The organism is Streptomyces sp. NPDC002669 (assembly GCF_042889165.1).
In the GTDB taxonomy this organism is placed as follows: domain Bacteria; phylum Actinomycetota; class Actinomycetes; order Streptomycetales; family Streptomycetaceae; genus Streptomyces.
This window is the reverse complement of sequence record NZ_JBIAQQ010000007.1, coordinates 165,124-191,911: the sequence shown is the minus strand read 5'-3', so window position 1 is coordinate 191,911 and position 26,788 is coordinate 165,124. Positions and strand designations below refer to the sequence as shown.

Annotated in this window: 14 protein-coding genes and 4 pseudogenes; 7 read left to right on the top strand and 11 right to left on the bottom strand. The window is 70.2% G+C overall.

From position 1 onward, the window contains the following. Positions 1-131 precede the first annotated feature (131 nt). Positions 132-557, bottom strand: a complete 426-nt coding sequence (panD, locus tag ACFYW1_RS13495) for an aspartate 1-decarboxylase (protein WP_388991084.1) — start codon at positions 555-557, stop codon at positions 132-134. Positions 558-808: 251 nt separating this feature from the next. Further along, a pseudogene (locus tag ACFYW1_RS13490) lies at positions 809-1,577 on the bottom strand (IS5 family transposase). Positions 1,578-1,934: 357 nt separating this feature from the next. Here ACFYW1_RS13490 and ACFYW1_RS13485 point away from each other — a divergent pair. The 3 genes and pseudogenes from ACFYW1_RS13485 to ACFYW1_RS13475 all read left to right on the top strand — a co-directional run bounded on the left by ACFYW1_RS13485 (position 1,935) and on the right by ACFYW1_RS13475 (position 9,272). Then, positions 1,935-6,599 (top strand): sacsin N-terminal ATP-binding-like domain-containing protein, encoded by a 4,665-nt coding sequence (locus ACFYW1_RS13485; protein WP_388991082.1) that lies wholly within the window; start codon positions 1,935-1,937, stop codon positions 6,597-6,599. Positions 6,600-6,827: 228 nt separating this feature from the next. After that, a pseudogene (locus tag ACFYW1_RS13480) lies at positions 6,828-7,671 on the top strand (IS5 family transposase). Positions 7,672-7,745: 74 nt separating this feature from the next. Further along, the gene (locus ACFYW1_RS13475) at positions 7,746-9,272 is read left to right on the top strand and encodes a hypothetical protein (RefSeq protein WP_388991080.1); all 1,527 of its coding nucleotides are present in this window, start codon (positions 7,746-7,748) and stop codon (positions 9,270-9,272) included. Positions 9,273-9,354: 82 nt separating this feature from the next. Here the strand turns inward: ACFYW1_RS13475 and ACFYW1_RS13470 are convergent. Next, positions 9,355-9,516: pseudogene (locus tag ACFYW1_RS13470) on the bottom strand (RNA-directed DNA polymerase); the annotation flags it as partial. A gap of 5 nt (positions 9,517-9,521) precedes the next feature. Between ACFYW1_RS13470 and ACFYW1_RS13465 the strand changes: the two are divergent. After that, positions 9,522-9,659, top strand: a pseudogene (locus ACFYW1_RS13465) (IS5/IS1182 family transposase); the annotation flags it as partial. A 130-nt stretch (positions 9,660-9,789) separates the two neighbouring features. On the opposite strand, the gene ACFYW1_RS13460 reads toward ACFYW1_RS13465, so the two are convergent. The 5 genes from ACFYW1_RS13460 to ACFYW1_RS13440 all read right to left on the bottom strand — a co-directional run bounded on the left by ACFYW1_RS13460 (position 9,790) and on the right by ACFYW1_RS13440 (position 13,753). Further along, positions 9,790-10,224: a hypothetical protein gene (locus tag ACFYW1_RS13460; protein ID WP_388991078.1), complete on the bottom strand. Its 435-nt coding sequence runs from the start codon at positions 10,222-10,224 to the stop codon at positions 9,790-9,792. A gap of 101 nt (positions 10,225-10,325) precedes the next feature. Then, positions 10,326-11,042 carry a zf-HC2 domain-containing protein gene (locus ACFYW1_RS13455; RefSeq protein WP_388991076.1) on the bottom strand — a complete coding sequence of 239 codons (717 nt, stop codon included), beginning with the start codon at positions 11,040-11,042 and terminating at the stop codon, positions 10,326-10,328. Next, entirely contained in the window at positions 11,039-11,608 is a 570-nt protein-coding gene (locus ACFYW1_RS13450; RefSeq protein ID WP_388991074.1) for a sigma-70 family RNA polymerase sigma factor, read from the bottom strand. The genes ACFYW1_RS13455 and ACFYW1_RS13450 overlap by 4 nt, the downstream gene beginning before the upstream one ends. A gap of 119 nt (positions 11,609-11,727) precedes the next feature. Continuing rightward, positions 11,728-12,729, bottom strand: a complete 1,002-nt coding sequence (locus ACFYW1_RS13445; RefSeq protein WP_388991072.1) for a DUF1996 domain-containing protein — start codon at positions 12,727-12,729, stop codon at positions 11,728-11,730. An 88-nt stretch (positions 12,730-12,817) separates the two neighbouring features. Beyond that, complete coding sequence (locus tag ACFYW1_RS13440) at positions 12,818-13,753, bottom strand: CHRD domain-containing protein (RefSeq protein WP_388991070.1); 936 nt, start codon at positions 13,751-13,753, stop codon at positions 12,818-12,820. A 201-nt stretch (positions 13,754-13,954) separates the two neighbouring features. Between ACFYW1_RS13440 and ACFYW1_RS13435 the strand changes: the two genes are divergently transcribed. From ACFYW1_RS13435 to ACFYW1_RS13425, 3 genes are all read left to right on the top strand, one after another. Then, positions 13,955-14,434: a hypothetical protein gene (locus ACFYW1_RS13435; protein WP_388991068.1), complete on the top strand. Its 480-nt coding sequence runs from the start codon at positions 13,955-13,957 to the stop codon at positions 14,432-14,434. Positions 14,435-14,573: 139 nt separating this feature from the next. After that, on the top strand, positions 14,574-14,906 hold the full coding sequence (locus ACFYW1_RS13430) for a hypothetical protein (RefSeq protein WP_388991066.1): 333 nt from the start codon (positions 14,574-14,576) through the stop codon (positions 14,904-14,906). Between the two features lie 93 nt (positions 14,907-14,999). Next, positions 15,000-15,626, top strand: a complete 627-nt coding sequence (locus ACFYW1_RS13425; RefSeq protein WP_388991064.1) for a hypothetical protein — start codon at positions 15,000-15,002, stop codon at positions 15,624-15,626. 195 nt (positions 15,627-15,821) lie between these two features. Here ACFYW1_RS13425 and ACFYW1_RS13420 read toward each other — a convergent pair whose 3' ends face one another. The 3 genes from ACFYW1_RS13420 to ACFYW1_RS13410 all read right to left on the bottom strand — a co-directional run bounded on the left by ACFYW1_RS13420 (position 15,822) and on the right by ACFYW1_RS13410 (position 26,778). Beyond that, complete coding sequence (locus ACFYW1_RS13420) at positions 15,822-20,210, bottom strand: FtsK/SpoIIIE domain-containing protein (RefSeq protein ID WP_388991062.1); 4,389 nt, start codon at positions 20,208-20,210, stop codon at positions 15,822-15,824. Positions 20,211-20,306: 96 nt separating this feature from the next. Then, entirely contained in the window at positions 20,307-20,603 is a 297-nt protein-coding gene (locus tag ACFYW1_RS13415) for a hypothetical protein (RefSeq protein WP_388991060.1), read from the bottom strand. Between the two features lie 97 nt (positions 20,604-20,700). Next, positions 20,701-26,778 carry a hypothetical protein gene (locus ACFYW1_RS13410; protein ID WP_388991058.1) on the bottom strand — a complete coding sequence of 2,026 codons (6,078 nt, stop codon included), beginning with the start codon at positions 26,776-26,778 and terminating at the stop codon, positions 20,701-20,703. Between the last annotated feature and the right edge of the window lie 10 nt (positions 26,779-26,788).

The window sequence follows — 26,788 nt, the reverse complement described above, 5'->3', positions numbered from 1 at the left end:
TCTTGCTTCCACCGTCTCCCGGACCCGCCGCCCGCGCCCGGTGGGGCCGTACGTACGGGTTCCGAATGCCCCGCCGCACCCCCGCCACGAGGGACGCGCCCGAACGGATCCCGCCGCCGGACCGGCCCGGGTCAGCGCGCGGCGGGAACCGCGTGCGGGCTCCGCTCGGTGGCGGTGCCGGGCACGGGCTCCGACGCGTCGGAGCCGAGCTGGACGATCCGGTTGTCGGCGTCGACGTGCACGACCCGCGGAACCAGGCTGCGGGCCTCGGCGTCGTCGACCTGGGCGTAACTGATCAGAATGACCAGGTCGCCCGGGTGGACGAGGTGTGCGGCTGCCCCATTGACACCGATGACACCGGAGCCGCGTTCGCCCTCGATGACGTACGTCTCCAGGCGGGCACCGTTGTCGATGTCGACGATGTGTACCAGCTCGCCCGGCAACAGGTCCGCCGCTTCCATCAACTCGGCATCGATGGTGACCGATCCGACGTAATGCAGGTCGGCCTGGGTCACGGTGGCCCGGTGGATCTTGGACTTGAACAGAGTACGCAGCACTTTGGACTCCTGTGTGACGGCTCCCTGCCTGCTTTGTGCAGGTCAAGGGCGGCCTCGACTGTACACCGGGACACGCCGGTCGAGGATTGTGAGGAACATCGCTCGTCATTGGTGACAGGGCTCCTGCCTGGGCTTCGACGCCGACCGGGCTGTTGTGGCGCCACCGAACGGGCGCCCGTTCGGACAGCCTCTCAGGATGTTTCGGGAACTGATGCCGACCAGATGCCGACTTACCTGACTAACTGATCGTTTCAGAATGAGGTTCGGAGGGGTCGCAAGCAGATGATGCTGCAGGCGAGTTGGAGCAGTCCGAGGTGGAGGTCGGCGCGTATCTCGTAGCGGGTCCGGAGCCGTGGGCGGTGCCCTTTGCGGGCGATCTTGGGTGTGATGCCGCGGGCCCGGAGGAGGCGGCGGTACTTGTCGTAGTCGTAGCCGCGGTCGGCGAACAGCCGGCGCGGCCGGTGCCTCGGCCGCCCGCGGACCCCGCGGATGGGGGTATCGCGTCCAGCGGCGGCATCAGCCGAGTGACGTCGTGGCGGTTTCTGCTGGTCAGTGAGACGGCGAGCGGGGTGCCGTGCCGGTCGGTGATCAGGTGGTGCTTGCTGCCGGGCCGGGCGCGGCCGACCGGCGAAGGTCCGGTGTGAGCCCCCCTTTGAGGGCCCGGACATGAGAGCCGTCGACCGCCACGTCGGTCATGTCCAGCAGGCCCGCGGCCCGCAGCACCTCGTGCAGCTGCGGCCGGACGCCGGCCTCGGTCCAGTCCCGCAGCCGACGCCCGGCCGTCACCCCCCTGCAGCCGATCTGTTCCGCCGGAACGTCCCGCCGGCTCACGCTCCTGCACAGCACGTAAACGATGCCCCGCAACGCAGCCCGGTCATCCGCCGGCAACCGCCCGGGACACCGATGCCGCCGCGGCGGACGAGCAGGCAACAGCGGAGCCACACGTTCCCACAGGTCATCGGGCACAAGATCAGCAGACACCCAACAAATCCTGCCGACACAACACCCAACTGCCAACATCCACAACGAACTTCACTCTGAAGCGATCAGTAAGCCTCCCCCACCGACGGCCGGGACGGAGCGGACGAAAAACCACGACCAAGGCGGGCGCTCTTGTCGACCGAGGCGCCCTACCAGGAGGGTCTGACAATCGAGGGGCACCCAGGGTCAGATTTCGCCGTGTTACCGATGCTTTCGGAGCCGCTTGCCATCCGCCCCGCTTCCTACCCCTGCAGTGTCGACGGCGGACCGCCGGACCAAAGCCCTCGCCGTAACTATGCGCACCCATGGCTGGATTACGTTCACCCAGTCATCGGGAAACCGTCCCCAGCCTCAGCCTTGTCGGTGTCACAAGGCACCAAGGGGAGGGATACCGACGTGGACGCTCTCACGACGGCTGTGCACACGCTTCTGGAGGATCCGGACGCATCTGTGGACGTGGAGGTCGCGACGCCGGAGGAAGCGGCGCGCGCCGTCCGGCTCTTCGATCAGGGGCTGCGCAGCGGGCGTGGGGTTCACCGCAGGATGGCCGAGGGCGCGTTGCAGGGCGCCGAGACGCTCTCGACCGACCGGCTCCAGGTCCTCTCCGAGTTCGTCCAGAACTCCGACGACGCGGGAGCCGGACAGCTGCGCGTCCTGTTGCGGTCCGACGACATGCTGATCGCCCACGACGGGGCCGGGCTGCGGCTGGCCGATGTGCTCCCGCTCGGCATGCCCTGGCTCACCGGCAAGGCGGCCGACGCCGCTGCCACGGGCCGGTTCGGCATCGGACTGTCCACGCTCAGGGTCCTCTCGACGGTGTGGGAGGTCCACTGTCACCCCTTCCACGTGCGCTTCTCCGGGACCGAACTCGAGCCCGCGCCGCCGCCCGAACTCCCCGCCGGGATCTCCGGACCCGAGTGGACCGTCTTCCGTATCCCCCTGGCCCCCGGGAAGCTGACGTCGGCCCAGCTCCTCGCATGGTTCGACGAGTGGAACGACGCTTCCCTGCTCTTCCTGCGCCATCTCCGCGCTCTGGAGGTGACGGCCGGCGGGCACAGCGCCGGACTGACCCTGGCCTGGGCTGACGTGGCGCGGCATCGGCTGGTGGTCCAGGGCGTGGAGCGCGAGGTGGAGGTGCGGCACGCCCGGACGACCGACGGAGCGGTGTGGCGTGTGTACACCGCGCAGGTGGAGGCGCGGCCGGAATGGGAACGGAGCCACAAGGCACTGGACGCGATCGTGCCCGTGGGCATCGCGCTCCCCCTGGAGGGCGAGGTGACCGGCAGCGTCCATGCCGGCCTGCCCGTCGCCCCGTTGGACGTGGCGGCCCGCGTGCACACCCAGTTCGACCCCGTCGCCAGCCGCGAAGGGTTTGCCGACAGCCGCCTCAACGCACAGCTCGTCCCCGTGATCGCCGACCTGTGGGAAGCCGCCGTACGCGACGTCCTGGAGAGGGTGGATCCCACGGCGTGGCACCTCGTTCCGCTTCCCTGCCCTTCGGGCTCCGCGCCGACGAACCTGCTCCAGGACCGGATCCGCACCGAGCTGCTCAACCGCGCCCGGCAGTCACTCGCTGCCAAGCTGGCCCTGCCGGTCTCGCAAGATGGTCCCTCGGTCCCGCTGTCCGATTTCGCGGTCGAGGAGGCCGCACTGTCGGGGGTCCTCGACGACACCGACATCGCACGGCTGGGTGAAGCCCGGTACGCCTTGCCTGCTGGTGTCCGCGACAGCGGCGGCCACTGGCGGAAAGTCCTCGCGGACTGGCGTACGACGGGCGCCGCGGACATGCGCGCGGAGGTCCGGGTCATGGACGCCCTCACCTTGTTCTCCGACTACGAGTGGTCTGACGTCGCGCGGCTCGTACGGCTTGCCGCGGTCGCCCTCGAAACGGGTTACGAGCATGCGCTGGCCGGCCGGACGTGCCTGGTCACCGCCGATGGGCGTCGGCTTCGGCCGCAACCCGCGGAGAGCGCGTTCGCCGACGCGTCCGGCGGGGCCACCGGCCCCTTGGATGTGCTGGGCGTCGTTCTGGACCTGCATCCCGCCTATGCGGAGGACAACGTCTGGGCGAAGACCGTCACTGCGTGGCTGCGTCGGCGGGACTGCCTGGTGCGCCGCGACGACACGGCAGCCGTGCTGAAGATTGTCTCCCGGCTCGGAAAAGCCGGTGGACGACTTGCCGACGGCGACGAGGCGACGGAGGCCGCCCGACTCATCGCCTTGCAGCAGGCGCTCGGCGAAATGCCCAAGAAGCAACGCGACCCGCTCGGTCCGGGCATCGGACGGGCCATCCTCCTCAATGGCTTCGCCCATGACAAGGACGGGATCGAACAGGCCCACCGTGTGAAGCCCGGCGCCGCCTACCTGCCCCAGGCATTGGAGAGCGCTGACGGAGACCGGTTCGAGGTCGCGGCACGCAAGACTCCCGGTCTCGTCTGGGTACGCCGCTCCTACGCGCGATCACTGCTCCCCGCCGCCCGGGCAGGCGGTCTGAGCGGGACGGCTTTCCTCCGGCTGCTGGGCGTGGCGGGCGCTCCACGGCTCACTCCGGTGCGCGAGCGGTACCACCCGTGGGACACCAAGACGTACCCGGGAGATTCCCGGCTCGGCCTCGCGCGGAACTGCAGGTGGTCCGTGCCGGGCCGGTGGTCGCAGATGCTGGTCAAGGGAGCCGACCACACCCTGGACGACCTGACCAGCAGCGACCTTGCCGCCGTGGTCAAGAACATCGCGGCCGAGCAGAACGTGGACGAGCGGCGCCGCCGCACAGCCGCCCTGCTACGCACCCTCACCGCACTGTTGACCACTTCGGACCAGGCCGTCGTCCCCATGGCCCGAGGCCACTACAAGTGGAACGTCAAGGGTGAAACGGCGGCCATCTGGGTGTGGCAGCTCCGGGAGACCGCCTGGCTGGAAGACAGCCACGGCCGACTCAAGCCGCCGGCCGACCTCACCCTGCGTACACCGGATACGGTAGCCCTGTACGGGCCGGAGGATCCCGGATACCTGCACCCGGCGATCCACCAGGCCCTGGCTACCCGCACGGAGGTCCTCACCGCACTCGGTGTCTCCGGCAATCCCGACGTCCCGCGCCTGATGGAACGGCTGCGGGAACTCCGCGACCGCGCCGACGACAACACCCATACTGATGGCGACGTGCCGGACAGCCTGAGGGCTGAGGCGCTGCTGGTCTACCAGTCCCTGGCCCGGCGTCTGACGCACCGTTCGGCAGATGCACCCCAGACCGCGGTCGAGAAGCAGATCCGCAACGCGTTCTCGTACGAGGACCTCGTCCTGACCGACCAGGGCTGGATGAAGCCCGGCTCGTGCTTCCGGGGACCTGCCATCCTGCGCGGGTTCCGTCCCTTCGCCCTGACCGGGATGGACGTCGACCCGCTATGGCAGGCGCTGGGCATCCCCGAACCCGGGCTCGATGACCTCGTCGACGTGCTGAAGGAGATGTCCGGGACCGGTGCCGCCCCCGACGTCGAGGACGAAAGAGTCATGCTCGATGCTCTGCGCCGCCTGCGGGACATGATCTCCTCCGACGACAAGCCGATGCCGCCCGGACTTCAGAGCAGGCTGCGCAATCTGCCGCTGTGGACCACGGCCGGCTGGGTCAAGGGCAAGGGCCGATCGGTGTTCGCCGTGGCCGACGCAGGGGTCGAGCGAGCCCTGACGGGCCGTCTGCCGCTGTGGAAGCCGGGAGGGAACGTACAACAGTTCACGGCACTGTTCGGACGGCTGCGCGTCACGCCCCTGGACGTCGCGGGCGCCCAGGTCACGTACGAGACCGGAGACGTGAACGCGGCCGAGGGCGCGCTCCTCGACCAGCCGGTCGACGCGAGCCTCACCGAGGACTTCCGGCGGGGAGTCGCCGCGCTCCAGGACCTTCTGGTGCGCGACGAACCCGAAACGGCCGAGGCGTTCACCGGCTGGGCCTGGCTCGCCGGCCTGGACGTGCGACTTCTCCCCGGCCTGCGGATCCGTATCGATCCGGGACCCGCCCACGAGCCCCTCACCCTCCCCGTCGACGCGCAGATCGACCGCGACCGCAACACGCTGTTCCTGGACTCGCACGCGGCACTGCCCACCAAGTCGGGAGCGGGAGCGGCGATCGCCGCACACTTCGCGGAAGCACGCTCGCGCGTGGGCCACACCTGGCGGGACGTCTGGGAAGAACGCCTGGTGCGGGCGGAGGCCGGGACGGCACTCACATCGGCAGCGCAGCGCGACCGCGAGGAACGGCAACGGCTCGCCGAAGAACTACGCCGACGTGCGCAGCCGGCCCCCGTGGCTCCCACCGCGCCGATGCCGAATGTAAAGACCACCCCTCAACGGGGCGCAAGCCCTGCTGTCCCCACCGGCCCGACCGGCTTCATCCCGCCGCCGCGCACCGGTTCGGCGCCCGCGCCCGGAAGCCTCGGGCCTGGCAACCAGTCCGGCCCGCAGCACGCGCCGGTCGCTCGCCCCCTGGTGGACGTGGTCGTGTTCGACGTGCTGCCCGGCAAGGTCACCCGCACGGGAGTGCCGTCCACACCGGGCAGTAGCCGTGCCCGGACACGAGGGGCGGGGAAACCCGCGCACCGCCGAGACGGCACCCCGCTCCCCCGGCCCAGGCCCGGCGGCGCCCCGCCCAGCAGCAAGGCTTCGCCCCTCGGCTACGAAGACCACGACAAGGAGGAGCTCGTCATCCAGGCGCTCCGCCGGATCCTGCAGGAGCGCGGTGTCGAGCTGGAGGACCAGCGGGGCGCGTCAGGCGTGGGCGCCGACGCATATGACTCGACCGGACGCTACTACGAGATCAAGGCCCACGGACGTGCCGTCCCAGGTGAGCTGTCCCTTACGCGTTCGGAGTTCGTACGGGCCTGGACCGAGCGTGAAAACTACACGCTCGTAATCGCTTCGCATTTGGAGAAGGGTGCCGGCAGGCCGACCCTCCGCCTGGTGAACGACCCCGTGCACCGCTTCGAAGTCGAGCCGCCAACGGACGTCCGTCTCAAAGGCGTACGGGACCTGTCAGTGGAATCGACCATGTACGAGTGGCCCGACGAGGACTGACACCGCTGGTTCGTCAGGGGGCAGGGTCAGCGTGCGGCCCAGCTGCCAACTGCACTGTTCTCGGGGAGGGCGACGGCCGTGACCGTCCTGCCCGAGGAGTCGACGAGCGCGATCGCGTCCCGCTTGGAGACCGCGCGGATAGGCGCGGTTGGGGATACCGGCAACAGAACGGGCACAGGTCCCGGTGATCATGGAGTTGTCTACGCTCTGTGATCATATGGAGGGCCTGTGCCCGCGCTGCCATCATGGCTGACCGAACCGCTCTGGGACCAATTCGCTGCGCTGCTGCCCGAGAGGCCGTAGTACCACCCGGACCATCCACTCGGCTGCCACCGTCGACGCATCAGCGACCGGATCGTCTTCGACAAGATGCTGCAACTGCTGCGCTTCGGCTGTTCTTACGAGGCGATCGCCGACACAACATGCTCGGCCACCACGATCCGAAGCCGCCGCGACGAGTGGATACGACTCGGCGTCTTCGCCCAGCTCAAGCAGATCGCGCTCGACTCCTACGACCGGATCGTTGGTCTCGTCCTCAACCAGATCGCGGTCGACGGCTCCATCACCAAGGCCCCCCGGAGGCGGCGAAGCCGCCGGACGTTCACCGGTCGACCGCGGCAAACAGGGCCTCAAACGCTCGGGCGTGACGGACGGGTACGGCATTCCACTGGGGCGTGTCCTGGCCGGTGCCAACCGCCACGACTCCCCGTTGCTCGCACCGACCCTGGACCGCCTGGACGACCTCGGACCGTTACCCGACGACATCACCGTGCACCTGGACGCCGGCTACGACTCGGACAAGACCCGCGCACTGCTCAGCGAACGCGGCCTGCACGGACGCATCGCGCGCAAGGGCGCGAAGGCGCCCATCCAGGCCAGTCAGCGTTGGCATGTCGAACGCACCCACGCGTGGCGGAACGCCTTCCACCGGCTCGCCCGCTGCTACGAGCGGCGCACCACCGTCATCGACGCATTCTTCGACCTCGTCGACACGATCATCACCGTGCGTAGTCTGATCCGGCAGGCATGGACGACCCACCGCTGGGACGAACGCCCGAACCACCGACCATGACCGCATCCCTATCCGCACGGCCTCCTACAGGGGCCGCGAGTCCGTTGTCAGTGCACGGTGTTACTTTCTGTGACATGACCGATCACGCGCTATGGCTGCTGCGGCAGGACCGCCGCCTGGCCGAACTGGCCGCCTTCCCCTTCGACTTCGACCTGGAGCGCGCCGCCCACGGCCATGTCGAGGAGGTCCGCCTCGCCTCGGGTGGGCCGCTGGAGACGGTAGCCGGGGACGATACCGGCGGTACGTACTTCGTGTGCGCGGACGGCTCGGTGCTCTACGCCGACCCGGAGGGCGCCGCGGGGATCATCGGCTCCAGTGTCGACGAGGCCCTTGAGCTCGTGATCGGCCTGCCCGGCTGGCGCGGCTACACACGTCTGTCGTCGGACGACAGCGAGGAGAAGATCCTGGCGTGCGTCGCGGAGACCGAGGACGAGATCCGTGAGCACTACGGAATCGACGACGAACGTGCCGAGCTCCGGGCGGCGCTGGGCTTCCCAAATCGCTCCCCGGTCGAGCTGGTGGGCAGGCTGCGTGCCGCGCTGCTGCGCACCGAGCCGGAGTTCGTACTGCTCAATGCGGATGAGGGGTGTGCGTACGACCGGATAGGCCCGGCCGGTCCCCCGCTGTGGGAGCCGGTGCTCGCGGCGGGCCGCGCCGATCTCGCCCGGTTGCGGGAGGGCGACTGCACGGCATGGCGTGAAGTCGCCGAGGACCCGGTGCGGCGCCGGATCACCCTGCGGGCCGCGCAGTTCGACCGCGCCGAGGGCGATCTGGAGCTGCTGCGGCATCTGCTGCGGCACGAGACGCGGTCGTCGATGACGGACGAACTGCGGCTCGCGGCCGTGCTGGTGGGGCTGGCCGGGGACACCGGAGATCTGCCGCTGCTGCTTGAGGTCCGGAAGACTGACTTCGACACGGCGTGCGGCTTGAGCGAAATACCGGAACCGGGTGCAAGCGCGGACGAGTTGCAACAGTGGGCGCGGGAGCTCGACGAGTCGATGTTCGGGACGGACCCGTCGGACGAGCCGGTCTCCACATGGACCGACCTGGCGCGGGACCAGGGGATGACGGACCTCGCGCGGGTGACGCTGATCCGCGAACTCGACAGCATCTTCATGGACCAGAGCAGACTCCGCCGCCCCGAGGTGCCCCGCAGCCTGGCCACGGATCCGCTGGACTGGCTCGCCCGGGACTTCGAGGAACTCGGCGACCCTCCCCAGGCGCTGCGCGCCCAGCGCCTGTACGCCGCCCTTCAGGAGACGGCATGGGACCGGGCCTCGGCCGGGTACACCCTGGCCCGCCTCGAGCGGGAGGCGGGCCGGTTGCCGCAGGCGGCGGACAGCCTGGCCGCCGTGCGCGACGCCCTGGCCACCCCGGGCGACGACTCACTGCTCCACTGGCAGCGGGTCAACCTCGGCCGCTTCATCGCCGAGGAGCACTACCGGCTCACCCTCGCCCTGGCCGACGCGGGCCGCCCCGAGGAGACCCGTGCCCTCCTCGCGGCCGCCGACGCCGTATTCGGCGAGCTCTCGGGGAACGCCGCGAACGGCGTCCGCGAGCTCGCCGAGCGGACCGCTGCGAGAGTGCGGGAGGTCAACTGAGGACGGGCACGGTGGGCGGGCGGTCCGCCAGGAAGCCGTGTGCGCGGCAGACCAGGTAGTCGGCCTGTTCCGGCAGCAGGATCACGCCACCCTGCTGTGCACCGCTGAGCGTGGCGTTCCACCGCCCGTCCTCCAAATACCCGGCCTTGAGCATCTACCGGATCAGCCGCAGAAATCATCCATCGTGGATTCTCTCCTCCAGACTTGCGAGCAGCACCTCGTGATCCAGGCTGCCGAAGCAGTCTCCCCGCCCGCTGCTACGAGCGGCGCACCACCGTCATCAAGGCATCCTTCGACCTCGCCGACGTGATCATCACCGTGCGTAGTCTGATCCGGCAGGCATCGACGACTCACCGCTGGGACGAACGCCCGAACCACCGACCATGACCGCATCCCTATCCGCGCAGCCTCTTGAACTCCTCCGTGTGCCGCTTCGTGTACTTGCTTCCCACCTGGCGCCGCTTCCTCCGGAACCTCAAGGTCCCAGCCTCCAGGTGTCCACGATCAAGGGGAAGGTTCACAAGGTGTGGTGAAGGACGACGGCGGACTTGACAGTGTCGGTGATCCGGTGGGTGCTGCGGCAGGGCTTTCGCAGCAGTTGCCGGCCCTTGCGGAGCCATGGTTTGTTCGCTGGTGCAGCGGATCTTGGTGGGGGTGCTGTTGTGCCGATGCCGCCGCTTGATCCGGCCCTGCCTGGAACGGCGCCCGGGCCGGGTGGGCCGACACCCTGGTGGTCCCGGTCCGCCCGGCACTTCGGGCCGGCCGCGGCGAGTACGCCGACGATGCCGTGCTCACGCGCGGCCGTCAGGCCGTGTGTTGAGCCGGGCAGTGCGGGCAGGGCCCACAGCAGCCGCCCGAACCGATCGATCAGAACCTGAACGACCACCCCGTGGTGCCGCTTCTTGCCGGAGGAACAGGGCCGGTCGGCGGCGATCCGGTCGATCGACAGCACGGTGCCGTCGCAGTCCCTCCCCGGGGCGGGTCACGATCCGCGCCCGGATCCGTGCCATCGACGACGTCATGGGCGCGGACCGCGTACCGGTCCCCGAGGGTTCAGACCTCGATGGACACGTACTCCTTGCCCTTGTCGTTCTCGATCACGACCTTCTGCACATCATCCATGGGGACGGCCGCCGAACCGTCGAGGTTGGCGCCCTTCTTCTCATCGGCGACGAGCCAGCTGCCCGCGATCTCGCGGCTGCCGTCCTTCGCCACGACCACCACACGGCAGCGCTCGCCCGCCGGGATGCCCGTGACCGAGGCGTTGAGGCGGATCCATTCGACGGCTGGGGTCACCCGTAGCCTCATCTCGCTGCCGGTCGAAACGCTGCGGCCCTCAAGAACCTTCATGCCGCCCGGCTGCGCCGGTGGCACGGTCGCGGTGACCACGGGGGCCGGAGGGGTGGCCTCCGGAGCGCGTTCACCGATGTTCTGGCCGATCAGGACGCCACTGCCGAGGACGGCTGCTGCCGCGACCGCAGCGACCGCACCCAGGACCGCTCTTCGCCGCAGCGTCTGCCGGGCACGTTCGTTGCGAGCCTGCCTCAGCGTGCGCTGCAGCAGCAGGTCACCGCCCTCCGGCGGCCCGTCGAGGAACGCCTCCGGGGGTATTTCGCCGAGTGCGAACTCCATGTCCCGCAGCTCGTCCAGTTCGTCGCGGCACTTCTGGCACGACGCCATGTGTTCGTCGACGGTTCGCACCTCCTGATCATCGAGCGCGCCGAGGGCGTAGGCGCCGAGCAGCTCGCTGTCGTGTTCCTTGGTACTCACACCGCCACCTCCTTCAACGCCACGAGCTTCACTGCTTTCGGTCTTTCCGTGTACGCGTCCCGCAGGGCCTTCAACGCATAGTGCGAACGGGATTTGACCGTCCCGGGTGGTATCCCGAGGGTCTTCGCCGCTTCGGCGACGCTCCTGCCCTGGAAGTAGATTTCCATGAGCACGTCCCGGTGGTCCGGCGAGAGCCGGTCGAGCGCCTCCATGACGACCATCGAGTCGACCACGGCGTCCGCGTGGTCCTGCTCGACGGGCTGTGTGGTCACCGACTCGGCAACCTCCGTGGGACGCGCGGCCTTGGCCCGGTACCGGTCCGTGATGATGTTGCGTGCCACGGTGAGCAGCCAACCACGTACCGAACCCTTGCCGTTGACCAGGGCGTCCGGGTGTTTCCAGGCGCGGATCAGGGTTTCCTGGACTACGTCCTCAGCAGCGCTTCGGTCGCCGGTCAGACGCTGTGCGTATGCGAGCAGGGCTCTGCCGTGTTCCTCGTAGAGGGACCGGATCAGTGACTCGTCCCCGGTGTCCTGTCTCCGGCTGCGGGACCACAATGCCGCCATCCATTTTCTCCGTCCTCTCCTGGGCCGACGCGCTGAACACGGATGGCGGGCCGGACCGGTTCAACCCCAGGGCGATGTGAGCCGAATCACGGAGAGGCGAGGGGTCGAACGGGCCCCGGTCACCCCGCTCCGCACTGCCGGTCCTCGTTGATGCAGCGCACCATTTCCTTCATCCGGTCCATGGGCATCACGTTCACGAACATCGCGTGGTCGGTGATCGGATCACGCAGTTGCTCCGGGAACGAGTCGACGGCGAACGGCGTACCCTCCGGGAGGTCGTAGGTGAGGGTGACGCGCAGCTGCGGTACGGGGAACGTGGCCCGCGGACAGGTGCCGTCGGCAGTGGGGAACTGTGCATGCGCCCGGTGGTCGGGGCTGTCGGTGGCGAGGCCGTTCCAACAACTCGGGAAGTCCAGGGTGCGGGTCGGCCCGCTGCCCTGCGGGCAGAGCGCGTAGTTCCGGGTGAACCGGTCCGGGTAGCCGGAGCAGCCCCACTGGGCGCGGACGTTCCCGCTGTCCGTGGTGGCGGCTACCGGGTCGCCCGTGATCAGTCGCATGAAGCGGGGCATGCCGACGACCGAGCTGACGGGATTGCCGCGGAACTCCACCCGCACCGAGGAGGCGGTGACGATCTCGCCGGTGTTGCCGTGGGCACCCCTGCCGGCCTCGTGGGTGTCGTGGCCCGTGCGGTCGAGGCGGCGCAGCACCGGCCAGTAGTAGGTGGACCGGTCGCCGCCCGCGCAGGTGGTCTCGGCAGCGGCCAGGCTCCGGTCGGTGGACAGGGCGTTGGTGGAGAGGTTGCCGACGTAGTCGTGGGTGTGGTGGGCCCCGTTCACGACGCCCGGGGAGATCACGACGTTGTCCATGTTGTAGTGGCCCTGTTCGTTGCGGCCGCACTCGACGGTGTAGGAGCCGGTGGAGGCGTCGGGTCCGGCAGCGGATGCCCGGGTCGGCGGGACGGTCCCGATGTTCACGTACTTGTCGTCGGCGGGTGCGCCGGGCACCGTGGCGGCCGTGTCGCCGCCGAACGTCATGACGCCCAGGAACACGATCAGCCCGAGCATCACGGGCAGAACCCCCCAGAACAGACGGGAGTTGGAGAAGGGTTGCTTGATCCGCACGGAAGCAGGGTGACACCGGGGGCCGGGTCAATCAAGGCTGCCCGCACGCCGCCCGCGAAACCTCCGCCAACCGCCTTGCCGTTGAACGTCAGTGGAACAACTGCCCTCGTACGGCCCCCTCGGGGAACTCTCGGGTGGGCACGTTCGAGTAGAAGCCGGTCGGGCTCCCCTTGAGGCGGGCGATCAGCTCGGTGTCGGGGACGCTGACGCTTCCCGAGATCGCGAAGATGTTCTTCGGTACGGGAGAGACGAACAGCGGGAGCCGTACGTCGCCGTCCTCGCCGAGCACCCCCTCGTGGATGTTTCCGGCCAGCGGCGCCCCGATGTTCACCCAGGCCATGGAGTAGTCGACACGGTCCGGCCTCGGGTGCAGGAACGTGGTGCTGTGCCCGTCCGGGTCGCCCGCCTTGCCGGTGTCGCCCGTCGGGGTCTCCTGCCCGCCGTCCGCGAGCGCGCGCAACTTGCCGCCTCTGATGATGCTGAGCGGGTTCACCGGCTTCTCCAGAAGCCGGAGCCGGCCACGCACCGCGCCGCCGGGGAACTCCTCGGAGTGCAGGTCGATGTAGAAGTCCCCGGGGTCGGTGCGCAGCCGTCGGGCGAGCGCGGCGGAGGACATCGTGGTCTGTCCGGCGGCGGAGTTCACCGAGGCGGGCATGGCCGCGCCGAACAGCTCGGCCCTCACCCCGCCGTCGCTGCCGGCTCGGCCCTGGTGGAGGTGGCCGCGTGTTGGCCTGCCGATGCCGTTCCAGGTGAGGGCGAAGGTGACCCGGCCGCCCTTGACCTTGACGAGCGCGACGGCCTTGCCGTCCTTGTCGCCCACGGCGGGCCCGCTCTTCTTCTGCGCTCCCTGGTCGCCGGTGAGCTGGGCGATCAGGGAGACGGCCGGTGCCCGCGCCGCTTCGGCGGCGGCCGTCGAGATCCGATCACCGGGACCGTCCTCGGCCGACGCCGGGGCCGTACCGGTGAAACCGGTGAGACCGGCAACGAGCACGGCGACGCCCGCCGCGACAGTGAGCCTGCGCATGTCATTCGTCCTTCCGGGAGTTGGGCTTCCGGAGCCCTTCGCGTCGACCAACGGACGGGTGGCCCGAACGGTTCAACGCCGTTCCCGATCAGGGGCGTCGGCGGACCGGGCGGCGCGTGCTGAACCCGTACGGCGGGCGGTACGTGTGGACCGCGGGGAAATCGCCCCACCGCTTTTCACGACGTACGAGAGGTCATCACCATGCACGCACGCAAGGCACTGCTCGCGATCCCGCTGGTTCTGGGGCTCGTCGCCTGCGGTACTGGGAGCGACGGCGGCACCGGTGGCACCGGTGACGGCAAGAAGCCCGTCGAAGCCGCGCCCGGCACCGAGGTCACCGTGGCGGACGTCGGGCTCGGCTCCATCCTGGTCGACGGCCAGGGCCGCACCCTGTACGCCTTCACCAAGGACAAGGAGGCCACCAGCAACTGCGACGCGGAGTGCATCGCCGTATGGCCCGCGCTGACCAGCCCCTCCCCCGCCGCCGCGGGCAGGGGCGTCGAGAAGTCGCTGCTGCGCGAGGCGAGGCAGCCGGGGGGCGCCGTGCAGGTCACGTACGGGGACTGGCCGCTGTACTACTACGTCGGCGACATGGCGCCCGGTGACGTCAACGGGCAGGGCCTGGACGGCGAGTGGTTCGCCGTGTCGCCCGACGGGAAGCTCGTCCGCAAGTCCGTGTGAGCATCTCCGCGGCCCGGTCCCGTACCGCACCGCCTTCCGTACTCCCTTGCTCCGGCGGGCCGTTGAACCGTCTCGCGTCCACGGTCGTGTGGAGCGGGACGGGACGTGCCCGCCGAACGACGCGTACGAGGGAGGAGCCTTGGCCGAGATCGAGATGCCGGGAGACGAGGTGCAACGTCTCGGTGAACTGCTGGGCCGGGTGGTGGAGCTCATCGACACCCGGCCGTCGGGCTACAACCCCGCGGACGTCGGCCCGCCCCTGGTGCGCCCCGGCACCGACTTCGACGAAGCCTGGAAGGACGGGCGCGTGCAGGTCAAGCGGAACACCAAGGACCTCAAGGACGGCTGCGACGCCATCGTGAAGGCCTTCGCCGAATTCGACACCAAGATGGGCTCTTCGCTGAAGGAGAGCGGCAGCCCGAGCAGTGGCGGCGACGCAACACCCGCCGGGGGCGGTGCCCGGCCGTCCTAGGACGGCGGCCTCGTCGCTTCCCCTGCCCGCCTGGCTCGACCCGGGCGCCCGGCCCGAGCGCCCGGCCCGAAACGAACTGAGGAGAACGGTCCCATGACCACTGGTTCGCACGCCTTCGGGATCGCCGTCCCGGAGAACTGGACGGAGTACGACCTGCACGGCGACACGCTCGCCGAGCGCCGCGCCGAGATGCTGCGGCACGCTCCGCAGAAGGAGACCCGGGACGCCATCAACCACACGTTCCGCAGCGCACGACGCATCATGGAGGGCGCCCGCATGCGCGGCGCCGTATACGCGGCGGGCACCACCGCCATGTACGAGGACGGCCTGCTGATGGCCGGGCTCATGGTGTTCAGTGTGAAGCCGCCGCCAGGTGAGGACTTCTCCGCGAAGGGCATCACCGAGCAGTTCTCGGCCACCGGGGGCCGCCACCGCGAGGGCACCGGCCGAACCCTCACGACGGTGACGCTGCCGGGTGTCGGTCCGGTCGGCCGGATGTCCGGCATCGAGGAGACGGAGATCTCCGACGGCATCTCGTACAAGATGGTGGTGACGCACACGTTCGTGCCGGTTCCCGGTGGTGAGCGGATCCTGATCATCACCTGTTTCAGTCCGAACATCCCGCTCGCCGAGCCGCTGTGCGACCTCTTCGACGCCATCACCTCGACGTTCGCCTTCGAAGGAGAGGGTCGAGTGGCCGCCGGCGCGGCGGCCACCTGAGCGACGTCGGCCTCGCAGAGGGCCCGGCCGTTCCTGGGAGGAACGGCCGGGCCCTCTTCATGTGCGTGTGCCGAAGGCTGTGCGTGCCGAAGGCTGTGTGCCGAAGCCCGGATGGCCTCCGCTCCCCCGGTGACCGGAGGGGAGCGGAGGCCATCCGGCCTTGCGCCATGGTGCGGTGGTGAGCCGTGCTGCCGGTCAGTCCACCGTCGTCGCGGGCACCCGGACCGTGGTGAAGCGGCCGTCGCCGAGCTGCAGGTGGGCGCGGCCGGGTTCGCTGTCCTGGCCCATCAGGCCGCGTGGCAGGCGGGCGCCGACGAGTTCGCCGTCGCCCATCAGGCGGGGCGCGAGCAGGGCGCCGCAGCGGTTGCGGCGGACGGCGGCCTGCCAGCCGCCGATGCCGCCGAGCAGCGCCTCGTTGTTGCCGGCCACGATCAGGCCCCAGCCGTCCCCGGCACTGCCGCGGGCGAGCGCGACGAAGTCGGTGTCGAGCTCGGAGTTGATCATCATCTCGGCGTCGTCGACGAGGATGGCTCCGGCCGGGCTGTCCACCTTGCCGAGGGCGGCGCGGAAGTCGGCGACCGCGACGTCGGCGTCGGTGAAGACCTCCACGACGCCGGGGTGTCCGGCGAGGCCCCGCAGCGGCGAATTACGGGGGGCGATCACCACGATCTTCGTGCCGGCCCCGGTCAGCGACTTCGCCATGGTGAGCAGCACCGTGCTGCGGCCGGACCTCGGCGGGCCGGCGACCACGAAGGACGGTACCTGGGACAGGTCGGTGCCGATGGCGGCGAGTTCGTCGCCGCCGACGCCGATCATCGCCCACAGCGGGGAGGTGTTCCGCGGCCTGCGGGCGAGGGCCTCCGCGAAGTCCAGCTCGTCGGGGAGCACGTCCACGCGGAACGGCCTGCGCCCGGCGGGTATGCCGGCGTCGCGTTCCGTGACCCGTTCGGCGAGTGCGTCCAGTGCCCGGGCCTGGCCCGCGCCGGTGGCGTCGGTACCGCCGGGGCCGGGGATCAACGCGACCTGGGCGCTGTTGGTGTCCTTGGCGAGGACGCCCCGGCCGGCCGGGAGGTCCTCGGGGACGTTGCGGGCGTTGAGGCCCGCCATGGAGTAGTCGGCGCGGTCGTTGAGGCGCAGGACCAGTTTGTCCTCGGTGGAGGCGGAGAACCGGCTCTGGCCGAGGATGCGGTCGCCGGACAGGATCAGGTGCACGCCGACGCTCGCGCCCTCGCGCATCAGGAGGGTCATGGCGTCCATCAGGCTGCCCTGGTCGTAGCCGGCGAAGTCCCGCTCGAATGCCTCGAACCGGTCGACGAGCAGCAGGATGTGCGGGGGCCGCTCCGTCCCGGGCAGGGTGCGGCGCAGCTCGGTGAGGTCGGCGACGCCCCGCCTGCCGAGGAGTTCACGGCGCCGTCCGACCTCGGCGACCAGGCGGTTCAGGAGGCGGGCCACCCGTTCGACCTGGCCCCGGTCCACCACGGCACCGCAGTGCGGCAGTGCGCTGAGGGCCTGGAGGGCTCCGTTGCCGCAGTCGAGGCCGTACAGGTGGATGTCGGCGCAGCTGTGGGTGCCGGTGAGAGCGGCGGCGAGGGTGCGCAGTGTCTGGGACCGGCCGCTGCGCGGTGACCCGAATATGTGCAGGTGCCCCATCTCATCGGGGTCGAAAGCGAGTTGACGTCGCGTCTGTTCGGTGGGGACGTCGATGAGGCCGTACGCCACTGCGGTGAGCCTGCCGTCCGCGGTCGCTTCGGGGGGCGTGGACAGGTCGGTGAGGGTGAGGGTGTCGGGCAGCGGGGGCAGCCAGGGGCGGCGGGCGGGCGGTACGGAGAGCCGGGTGGCCGCGTCGCGTACCGCGTCGACCAGTACCGACAGGTCGGTGACCGGCTGGAAGGTGCTCTCCTGGGCGTCCGGCCTCGGCATCGGAGCGCCGAGGGCCTCCCAGTGGAGCTCGGTGAGCACCGGCACCGGACGGTCCTTGTCCGCGGCCGACGCGTCGAGGCGTCGGCCGCCGATCCGGCCGGTCTGGAACGGGAGCAGTGCCGCGTGGCCGAGCCTGGCATGGGCGCGGCCGGGGGTGCGGGGCGAGAGCTGCCCGGAGTCGGGGGCGTCGATGATGTCGCGGCTCTCGCCGGTGTCGGTGGTGCGCAGCGCGATCCGCAGGTTGGTGTTGGCGCGGATGTCGGCGGTGACCGCGCCGGAGGGCCGCTGGGTGGCGAGGATCAGGTGGATGCCGAGGGAGCGGCCCCGCTGGGCGATGTTGACGAGTCCGGAGACGAAGTCGGGGAGTTCGCGCACCATCGACGCGAACTCGTCGATGACGAGGACGAGCCGGGCCATGGGGACGAGTTCGGGGCGGCGGGTGCGCTTTTCGGTGTAGTCGTCGATGTCCTTGGCCCCGGCCTCGGCGAGGATGTGCTCGCGTCGCTTGAGTTCGGCGCCGAGGGAGACCAGGGCCCGCCCCACGAGGTGGGTGTCCAGGTCGGTGACCATGCCGACGGTGTGCGGCAGGTCCTCGCACTCGGCGAAGGCGCTGCCGCCCTTGTAGTCGACGAGGACGAAGTTCAGCTCGTCGGGCCGGTTGGCGACGGCGAGGCTCGCCACCAGGGACTGGAGCAGTTCGGACTTGCCGGATCCGGTGGTGCCCGCGATCAGGGCGTGCGGCCCGTCGGCGGCCAGGTCGACGGCGAACGGGCCGTCCACGCCCTCGCCGATGACGGCGCGGGTGCTGCGGGCGGCGATCACCCAGCGTGCGGCGACGGCGTCGGGGGTGGGCGGTTCGAGGCCGAGTACGTCCAGGAGCCGGGCGGAGGCGGGCAACAGGTTCTCGTCGGCGTCGTCGCCCACGTCGCGGATCGGCGCGAGCGCGCGGGCCACGCCCACGCACCAGGAGCGGGTCGGCGCGTCCATGCGGACCTCGTCGACGGGGTCGGCGTTGTCCTGCTCGACGCGCAGCCACTTCGGTCCGGCCGCGGCCACGGCGCCGCACTCCTCGGGCAGGAGCCGGGGCTCGTCGTCCACGCACAGCGCGTACACGCCGACGGCCGGCCCGTCGCGGAGGATCTGGATGACGCCGGGCAGGGAGCGGAGTCTGCGGGCGCCGTCGAGGACGACCAGGACGTCGGGTTCGCCCATGGCTCCTCCGCGCGGTGCCCGGTCGCCGGCCTGCTGCCGGGCGGCGATCACGGTGGTGAGTTCCGCGATGCGTCGGCCCACGGTCTCGGCGTTCGCGCCGATCAGGGAGATGGTGTCCTCGCCGAGCGGCGCGCAGTGCGGAAGCCAGTGCACCCAGGACCAGCGGTCTGCGCCGCCCGTGCCGGACAGTACGCAGATCCGCAGGTCGGAGGGGCTGTGCAGGACGGCGGCCTGGGCGATCAGCCAGCGCACCAGCGGCTCGGCACTGTCGCCTCCGGCGACGCCCATGACGCCGGAGGTGCGCAGCGCGACGGTCACGGGCACGGCGTGCGTGGTGCGGTCGACCCGGCGGCGGTGTTCCGGCTCGGCGGGGTCCTGGAGCTCCACGTAGGCGGGGCGATCGGCGACGCCGAGCCGCATCAGCAGGAAGTCGTCGTCGCGCCAGCGGCGCTCCCACAGCCGCTGGCGCGGGCCGGTGGCGATCAGGAGGGCCGATGCCGGGTCCGGGGCGGCCAGGCGGCGGGCGTGCTGTTCGGCGAGCACCGCCTCGTCCACGTCCTGTTCCAGGGCGGACTTCTTCTCCTCGTACTCCTTCAGCTGGTCCTCGTGGTTCTCCTTGCCCCGGCGCTTGTTGGAGAACTGGGAGATGAGGGCGACGACCGGGGAGAGGACACCGAAGATCAGGAACCTGGGGTTGTTGAAGATGACGAACGAGACGGTGGCCATCATCAGCGGCGCGAAGATCAGCACGAGCTGGAGCTTGTTGCGGGTGGGTTTGCCGGGCGGTACGGGGAGTTGGAAGCGGTTGTTGACGGGCGGGGGCAGCAGCCGGGGCGGCCGGTTGTAGTCGAGCCCCGCGCCGTCGCCGGAGGGCTGGAGGGCGGCGTCGGGCGCGGAGGGAGCGGCCAGTTCGAGCAGGACCGGGCCGACGGTGAGGACGCCTCCGAGCGGCCAGTCCGTCCAGTCCCGCGCCTCGATGCCGTCCCGTGTGACACCGTCCTGTTCGACGGAGCGTACGGTCGCGGTGCCGTCGGCATGTACCTTCAGGCGCGCCGCGGTCTTCGCCAGCCCTTCGGCGCGGAGCTGGATGCGGCAGGACGCGGCGGAGCCGATCTCGTAGTCGCCGGGCGACAGCCGGAACACCATGCCGGCGTCGGCGCCGCCGATGCCGCGCAGTTCCACGACGCCGTCCGGTTCCGGGCCCGTCTCGGGTGCGGGGGCGTCCAGGGACAGCAGGCTGCCGGAGCGCAGGGCGGCGGCGCCCATCGGCCGGTCGGCGGGGAGCGGGGTGGCCCCGTGGTAAAGGACGGGTGGTGTGTCCGGGGTGCCGCCGCGCAGCCGCCGGTGCAGTTGCTCGGCGAGTTCGCCCGCGGGGGCCTCGGGGTCGGCCTCGATCATGATGTCCGCGGTCTGACCCTGCTCCGGGTCGACGGCGGTGACGGTCAGACGCATCGTCAGTGCTCCTTGGGCACGGGGGTCACCAGGGGTGCGGGACATCGGCCGGGCCGGACCTGGGAGGGGGCCGACCCGGCCGATGTCCGGGCGGGGTCACTTGCGGAGGCTCGAACCCATCTCGGAGTCGAACTGGGTCATGCCCTCGCCGTACTTCTTGATGTACTCGGAGATGCCGGTGAGGCCCTCGGTGACCTTGCCGTAGTTGTCCGTGTACTCCTGCACGAAGGGCTGGAAGTCGTTCCTCGCCGACGGCGTGTTGTAGCCGTCGGCGGTGAGCGCGTCCAGGTCGGTCTTGATCTTGTTGAGCTGGGCGACCGCGATCTCGTACTCGTTCATGGTCTGCGTGGCGCAGGCGTTGGTCTTCTCGTCGTTGACGATGTAATCGGCCATCGGAATGTCTCCTGTTTCCGAGTCGGTGGTGCGGAAGGTTGTTTCATGGGCCGTGCGTGGACCCGTGCCCCACACACGAGGGGTGCGGTCATTCGGTTCAGACCTTGATGGGGACTTCTTCCGGCGGATTCGCCAGGTCGGTGTCCTGGTTGGAGTTGACGGCGCCGATGGTTTTCGTGGGAATCGAGGCCAGGGGCACTTCGGGGCCCTTGGTCTTGAACCCGTGATCGTTCTCGACCTTCTTTCCGGCCAGCGAATTGCCCACGCCGTAGCCGAGTTTGATGCCCGCGTTCTCCGCGGTGGTCTGCGCGTCGGCGCCCTTGGCGCCCACCTCGTAGCCGAAGTTGACGATCTGGCCGACGGCGCCCTTGAGGATGCTGGTGAGGGCCTCGTAGCCGTAATCGTGGAGTTCGGTGACGGAGGTGGGGCCGCCCGCGTAGGCGTGGTAGTCGTGGATCGGGGTGTGCTGCTCGTTGAAGGAGCCGTTGGCGTCGACCTCGGTGAGGGTCTTGCCGTTGGCGTCCTTCACCTGCACGGAGCCGTTGTTGTTGACCTTGACGTCGAACGTGGCCGGGTTGCCGTTGTTGTCGGTCGTGGTGACGGTGCCCTCCACGCCGTCCTTGGTGACGGTGAACGTGGTGTTCTCACCTCCCGCGGTGTTGCTGAACGTGGTGGTGCCGTCCGGGTTCTGCGTGATGGTGACGTTGCCCGCCTGGTCGGTGGTGGTGGCGGCACCGTTGGCGAAGGTGGTGGTGGCGCCGCCGCCGGCGGGTGTGACGACGGGCGCCGCGCCCGGCCCCCCGGCCACGGTGGTGTTGTTGCTGAAGGTGACCTGCGGGGGTCCGGCGGGCCCTTCCTGCCCCGCTCCGGGTTGCGCCTGAGCCACACCGGGCCCGGTGAGGGTGCCGTCCGGTCCGACGGTGACCTTGTCGCCGGGCTGGTTGCTGCCGGGCACGGACACGTCGAAGGTGCCGTCGCCGTTGGCCTTCACGTCGAACGGGCCGCCGTGGACGGTGGAGTCGCCCTTGCCACCGACCGGGATGTCCGCGGAGGGCCCGCCCGTGTTGCCGCCGACCGTGAAGGTCTCGGGGCCCGGTTCCGGGCCGCGGTCGTAGGGGTTGTGCGGGCCGTCCAGGATGTCGGACTTCTGGCCCGGCGTGCCGGCGTTCTCCACGTCGCCGGGGCTCTTGCCGAAGGTGGTGTTGTTGGTGTCGACTCCGGTGCTGCCGCCGTAGAAGCCGTCGTGGTGGACGACGGGGCCGCCGCCGGGGGTGGGCACGGTGATGCCGCTGTTGCCGTCGCCGGTGACCGTGCCGATGGTGGTGTCGCCGGGGTTGTTGCCGATGGGGTTGCCCGCCGTGTCGATCGGGAGGTTGGTGACCGGGTCGACGTGGGTGCCGGAGGGGCCGAGGCCGGTGACGCCGCCGGGGGCGAAGGTGCCGGTGGCCGGTCCGTACGTGACGGAGAACTCGCCGTCGGGCCCGCCCGCGTTCGGGCCGTGCACGACGGTGCTGCCGGGCTCGTGGACGGGGTCGGCACCGTGGGTGGTGATCGTGGGTCCGTTCGGGCCGTTGGACAGGGTGTTCTGGCCGCCGGTCATCTCCGGTGAGCCGAACAGGCCCCAGCCCTCCTGCTGCGGGGTGTTCACCGTCACCTGGGTGTTGGTTCCGGTGATGTCCGCGCCGCTCGGCGAGTTGTTGACCGTGGCCTGGCCGTTGTTGTCGACGGTGTGGCTGACTCCGGAGTCGTGGTGGACGGTGGTGGTGGCCGGGCCGTTTCCGTCGTTGCCGATGGTGGTCGTGAACCCGTCGTTGGTGAATGTGGTGGTCTGTCCGTCCGTCGAGAGGGTGGCACCGTTGGCGCTGGTGATCGTGTTGGGGGCCGGGTTGCCGCCCGCGGGGTTCGGGGGCGGCGGCACCTTCGCCTCGGCCCCGTCGGGGGTCTGTGCGGTGATCGTGCCGTCGGGGCCCGAGTTGACGGTCGTGGCCGGACCGCCGGGGGCCTGGTGGTGGGTGACGGTGACACCGCCGCCGGGGTCGATCGTGGTGCTCACGCCCTGGGTACTGACGCCGTTGGTGCCGACGTCGGCCTGCGCGCCGTCGGCTGAGGTGTCGGTGAAGGTGGCCACGGGGTTGTTGCCGGCGTCGGTGTTGGCGGTGATGGTGACCGGGCCGTCGGTGACGGTGCCGGTGTTGTCAACGCTGAAGTTGCCGTTGTTGTCGGCGGCAGTGGTGCCGTCCGCCCCGGTGGCAACCGTACTGTTGGGGCCTGCCGGGGCGTTGTTGGTGATGGTGCCGTCGTCGTTGATCGTGCTGTTCGCGGTGTTGGTGCCGTTGACGTCCGTCTGGGCACCGTTCCCCGTCAGGGTGGTGGTGCTGCCGCCGGCGGTGGTGACCTGCGTCGGGTTGGCTCCGTCGGCCGGGTTGACGGTGACCGAGGCGGGCCCGCCCTGCGGTCCGACCGTCGTCGGGCCGTCTCCGCCCGTACCCACCGACGTACCGTTCTGACTGACGGTCGTGACGCCGTCCGGACTCTGGCTGACCTGGACCGGGTTGATGGTGCCCACGCTGCCGCCGGTGCCGTTCGGGCCATGACTCGCCTGGATCGGACCGTTGCTGACGCTCGTGGTGCCGTTGTTGTCGACCGTGACCGTGGTGTTGTCCGGGCCGCCCGTGCTGACCGTCTGGGTGCCGGGCCCGCCGGGCGCGGACTTGGTGACGGTGCCGTCCTCGTGGACGCTGGTGGTGCTGCCGTCGGCGGTGGTGACCTGGGCGGGGTTGCCGCCCGAGGGCGGGGCGACGGTGACCGAGGCGGGCCCGCCCTGCGGTCCGACCGTCGTCGGGCCCTTTCCGCCCGTACCCACCGACGTACCGTTCTGACTGACGGTCGTGACACCGTTCGGGCCCTGGCTGACCTGGACCGGGTTGGCGGTGCCCACGCTGCCGCTGATGCCGTTCGGGCCGTGACTCACCAGGATCGGGCCATTGCTGACGCTCGTGGTGCCGTTGTTGTCGACGGTCACCGCGGCACCGTTCGGACCGTGGACGGTGACCGAGTGGCCGCCGCCGCTGTCCACGGAGATGGTGGCGTTGCCCGCGTTCACCGGATTTCCGGGGGTCGCCTGCGGAACGGCCGGCGGGACCGGCTTGCCCTGCGCGTCGTTGGCCGTGATGGTGCCGTCGGGAGCGACGTTGATCTCCTGATCGCCGTGGGCGATGCTCGCCGAGCCGTCGTTGCCGACCGTGGTCGATCCGCTGATGGTGACGCCGTCCGCGCCGTGGCTGATCCCGTCGACGTGGAACTTGCCGTTGGGGTTGATCGTGAACGTCGTACCGTCCGGGGAGCTGAACTTGATGTCGAACGGGGAGAATTCGACCGTGCCGCCGGGGCCCGTGGCCGTGCCGCTGCCGTTGCCGTCCGTGGTGATCCCGTTGACGGAGACGCCGCCGTCCGGGCCGACCGAGACCTGCGGCTGACCGCCGGACGGCGTCACGTCGAGGCCGCCGCCCGGCTTGGTGGTGACGGCGGTCCCGTCGGGGCCGTTGAAGGTGACCGGGGCCGCGCCGGACGGGCCCACGACGATGCTCCCGTTCGGGTCGACCGTGATCGGCGGCTGGGCGCCGGAGGGGCTCAGGTCGAACTGCCCCTGCGGGTCGACAGTGATCGTTCCGCTGTCGGGCGTGCTGAACTTGATGGCGACGGGCGAGAACTCCACCGTGCCCCCACCGCCGGTGGCCGTGCCTCCGCCACCCCCGTCGGTGGTGATGTTGCCGGCGGTGATGCCGCCGTCCGGGCCGACCGAGACCTGCGGCAGGCCGCCGGGCGGGGTCACGTCGAGCGAGTTGCCCGGCCCGTTGAACTGCACCGTGTCGGGGGTGGGGCCGCCGGTGGTGACCGTGAACCCCGTGTTGTCGAGCGTGGTGGTGGGGCCGCCCGGCGTGGTGATGGTGGCGCCGCCGCCCGGCGGGATGCTGGTGTTGACGTTGGTGTCGGTGAAGGTGACCGGGCCGCCCGCATTGGCCGGGGGCAGGTTGACGCTCTGGCCGCCGCCGTCGCCGTTGACGACGCTCACGGCGCCGTTGTTGCCGACGTTGGCCTGTGTGCCGTCCGGCAGGGCGAATCCGCCTCCGGGGTTCCCCGTGTTGCCGTTGAGCGTGGTGTTGCCGAAATTGATGTCGACGTTTCCGTCGGCAGGGTTGTGGGTCACCACCGGCTGGCCCGCCGGGCCTCCGTTGAAGACCGAGTTGACACCGTTCTGGTTGCCCGTGCTGAGCCCACCGCCGTTCACGGTCGTGGAGCCGCCGTTGTCGGTCAGGGTGAGGCCGGTCGGAGTGGAGACCGTGTTGTTTTTGATGGTGAATTCCGGTGTGGTACCGCCGCCGTCGCCGCCGGGCGAGCTGAACGTCGTGGTGCCGTCGGGCCCCTTGGAGACCTCGCCGAACGGTCCCGAGGTCGTGAAGCCGCCGTTCGGGCCGAGCTCCGTGGAGAGCGTGGGTTTCTCGGAGTGCGCGGGCGCGAAGTCGCCGCCGAGCCCGTCGAAGATCTTCTCCTTGGTGGTCGGGCCCTGGATCGGGGTGTCGATCGTCGTCGTGGTGCCGTTCGAGGTGATGACGTCCCCGTCCGGGCTCTTGATGGTGTTCGTACCGTCCGCGGTCGTCGAGGTGAACCCGTCGGGTGTCGTGGTGGTCGTCGACGTCTGGGGTGCCGGAACTCCGAAGGGCAGGCCGTCGGGGGCCTCGACCTGGTCGGCCTTGGGACCGGGCGGGGTGATCTTCGTCTCGGTCTTCGCGCCGTCCGGGGTCGTGACCTTCGTCTTGACCTCGCCCGTGGTGGGGTCCGACTTGGTCGTGCCGTTGATGCCGTGGAAGCCGGTCTTCTGCGCACCCTTGGTGTCGACGAACAGGAGGTCGCCGGGTTTGAACTTGCCATCGGTGAAACCGAAGGTGTTCGCGGAGAAAGCCTTGTCGATGTTGCTCTTGAACTTGCCCTTGGTGGTGAAGGCGTCCTTGATGCTGGTGGCGAACTTCGTCCCGCCGAACAGCGTGAGGGCCCCGGCCGTGGCGGCGCCGAGCGCGGCGCCCGTGGCGGCCGAGGCCGCGTCGAACTTCTTCCTGTCGATCACCGCCGTGATCCCGCTCGCCAGGAAGCCGAGGGAGAACTCGGTGGTCACATCGATCGCGAACTTGGCCCCGAGGGCCAGACCGGGGGACGCCTTGAGACCCACGAGCCCCTTGGCCAGCGGGTCGATCGTCTTGCGGACGAACGTCGAGTTCTTCAGGGCCGCCGAAACCGCTCCGGAAGCCGTCCCGACGCCCTTGCCCACCTTGGCCAGGAACGGCGCGAACTTCGCCAGCTTGCCCGCCGCCCCGACGATCTTCCCGAGCCCGCTGAGCAGAACACCACCGGGGACGAGGGTCAGCAGGCCGATGATGATCTCACCGGCGTCGATCTTGCCCTGCGACACCATCCGGATCACCGAAACCGCGAACAGGATCGCGCCCAGGATGAGACCCACGACCGGAAAGAACACGGCGACGATGCCGATGATGACACCGGCGATGATCTCCACCAGCGGGTTGTCCGCCAGGAAGTCACCGAACGCCTTCACGAAGTCCCGTGCGGGGATGGCCTGTTCGGCGGCGTCATCAAGGACGACCGTGGCCCTGTCGGACCCGTCCTCACGCATCCGCTGCGCCGCGCGTCCGAGTTCCTCGGCAGCGGACAGCGCCTCCTTCGCGGCGCTCACCTCCCCCTGCTGCGTCCGGTGGCTCTCGGCCTGCTCCGGGGTGGCGTCCGCCGCGAGGGCCGGGACCTCCGTCTTCGCGGTGGCGGCGACCTCCTGGCCCTGGTCGATGGCCCGGTCCAGCAGGTCCTGGGCACTGGTCAGGGTGTTGGCGTACTCGTCATAGGCGCCCGCGGCGGTACGGAAGGAGTCCCTGGTCTTCTCCAGGAGCCCCGGCAGGTCCTTGGTGATCCGTGTCTTCAGGGCGTCCATCGCCTGGCCCTTGCCGCGGCGCAGCGCTCCGTCGGCGCGCAGCAGGTCGACCGCCTCGCCCGCTCCGTCGCCCAGCTCCTGATAGGTCCTGGCCAGTGTTCTGATCGCCTCCGGGTTCCCGGGGGTCGGGTCCTCCGCGAACCCGAGCACCTCCCAGCCCGTGGTGTGCCGACGCGCCATTTCCAACTCC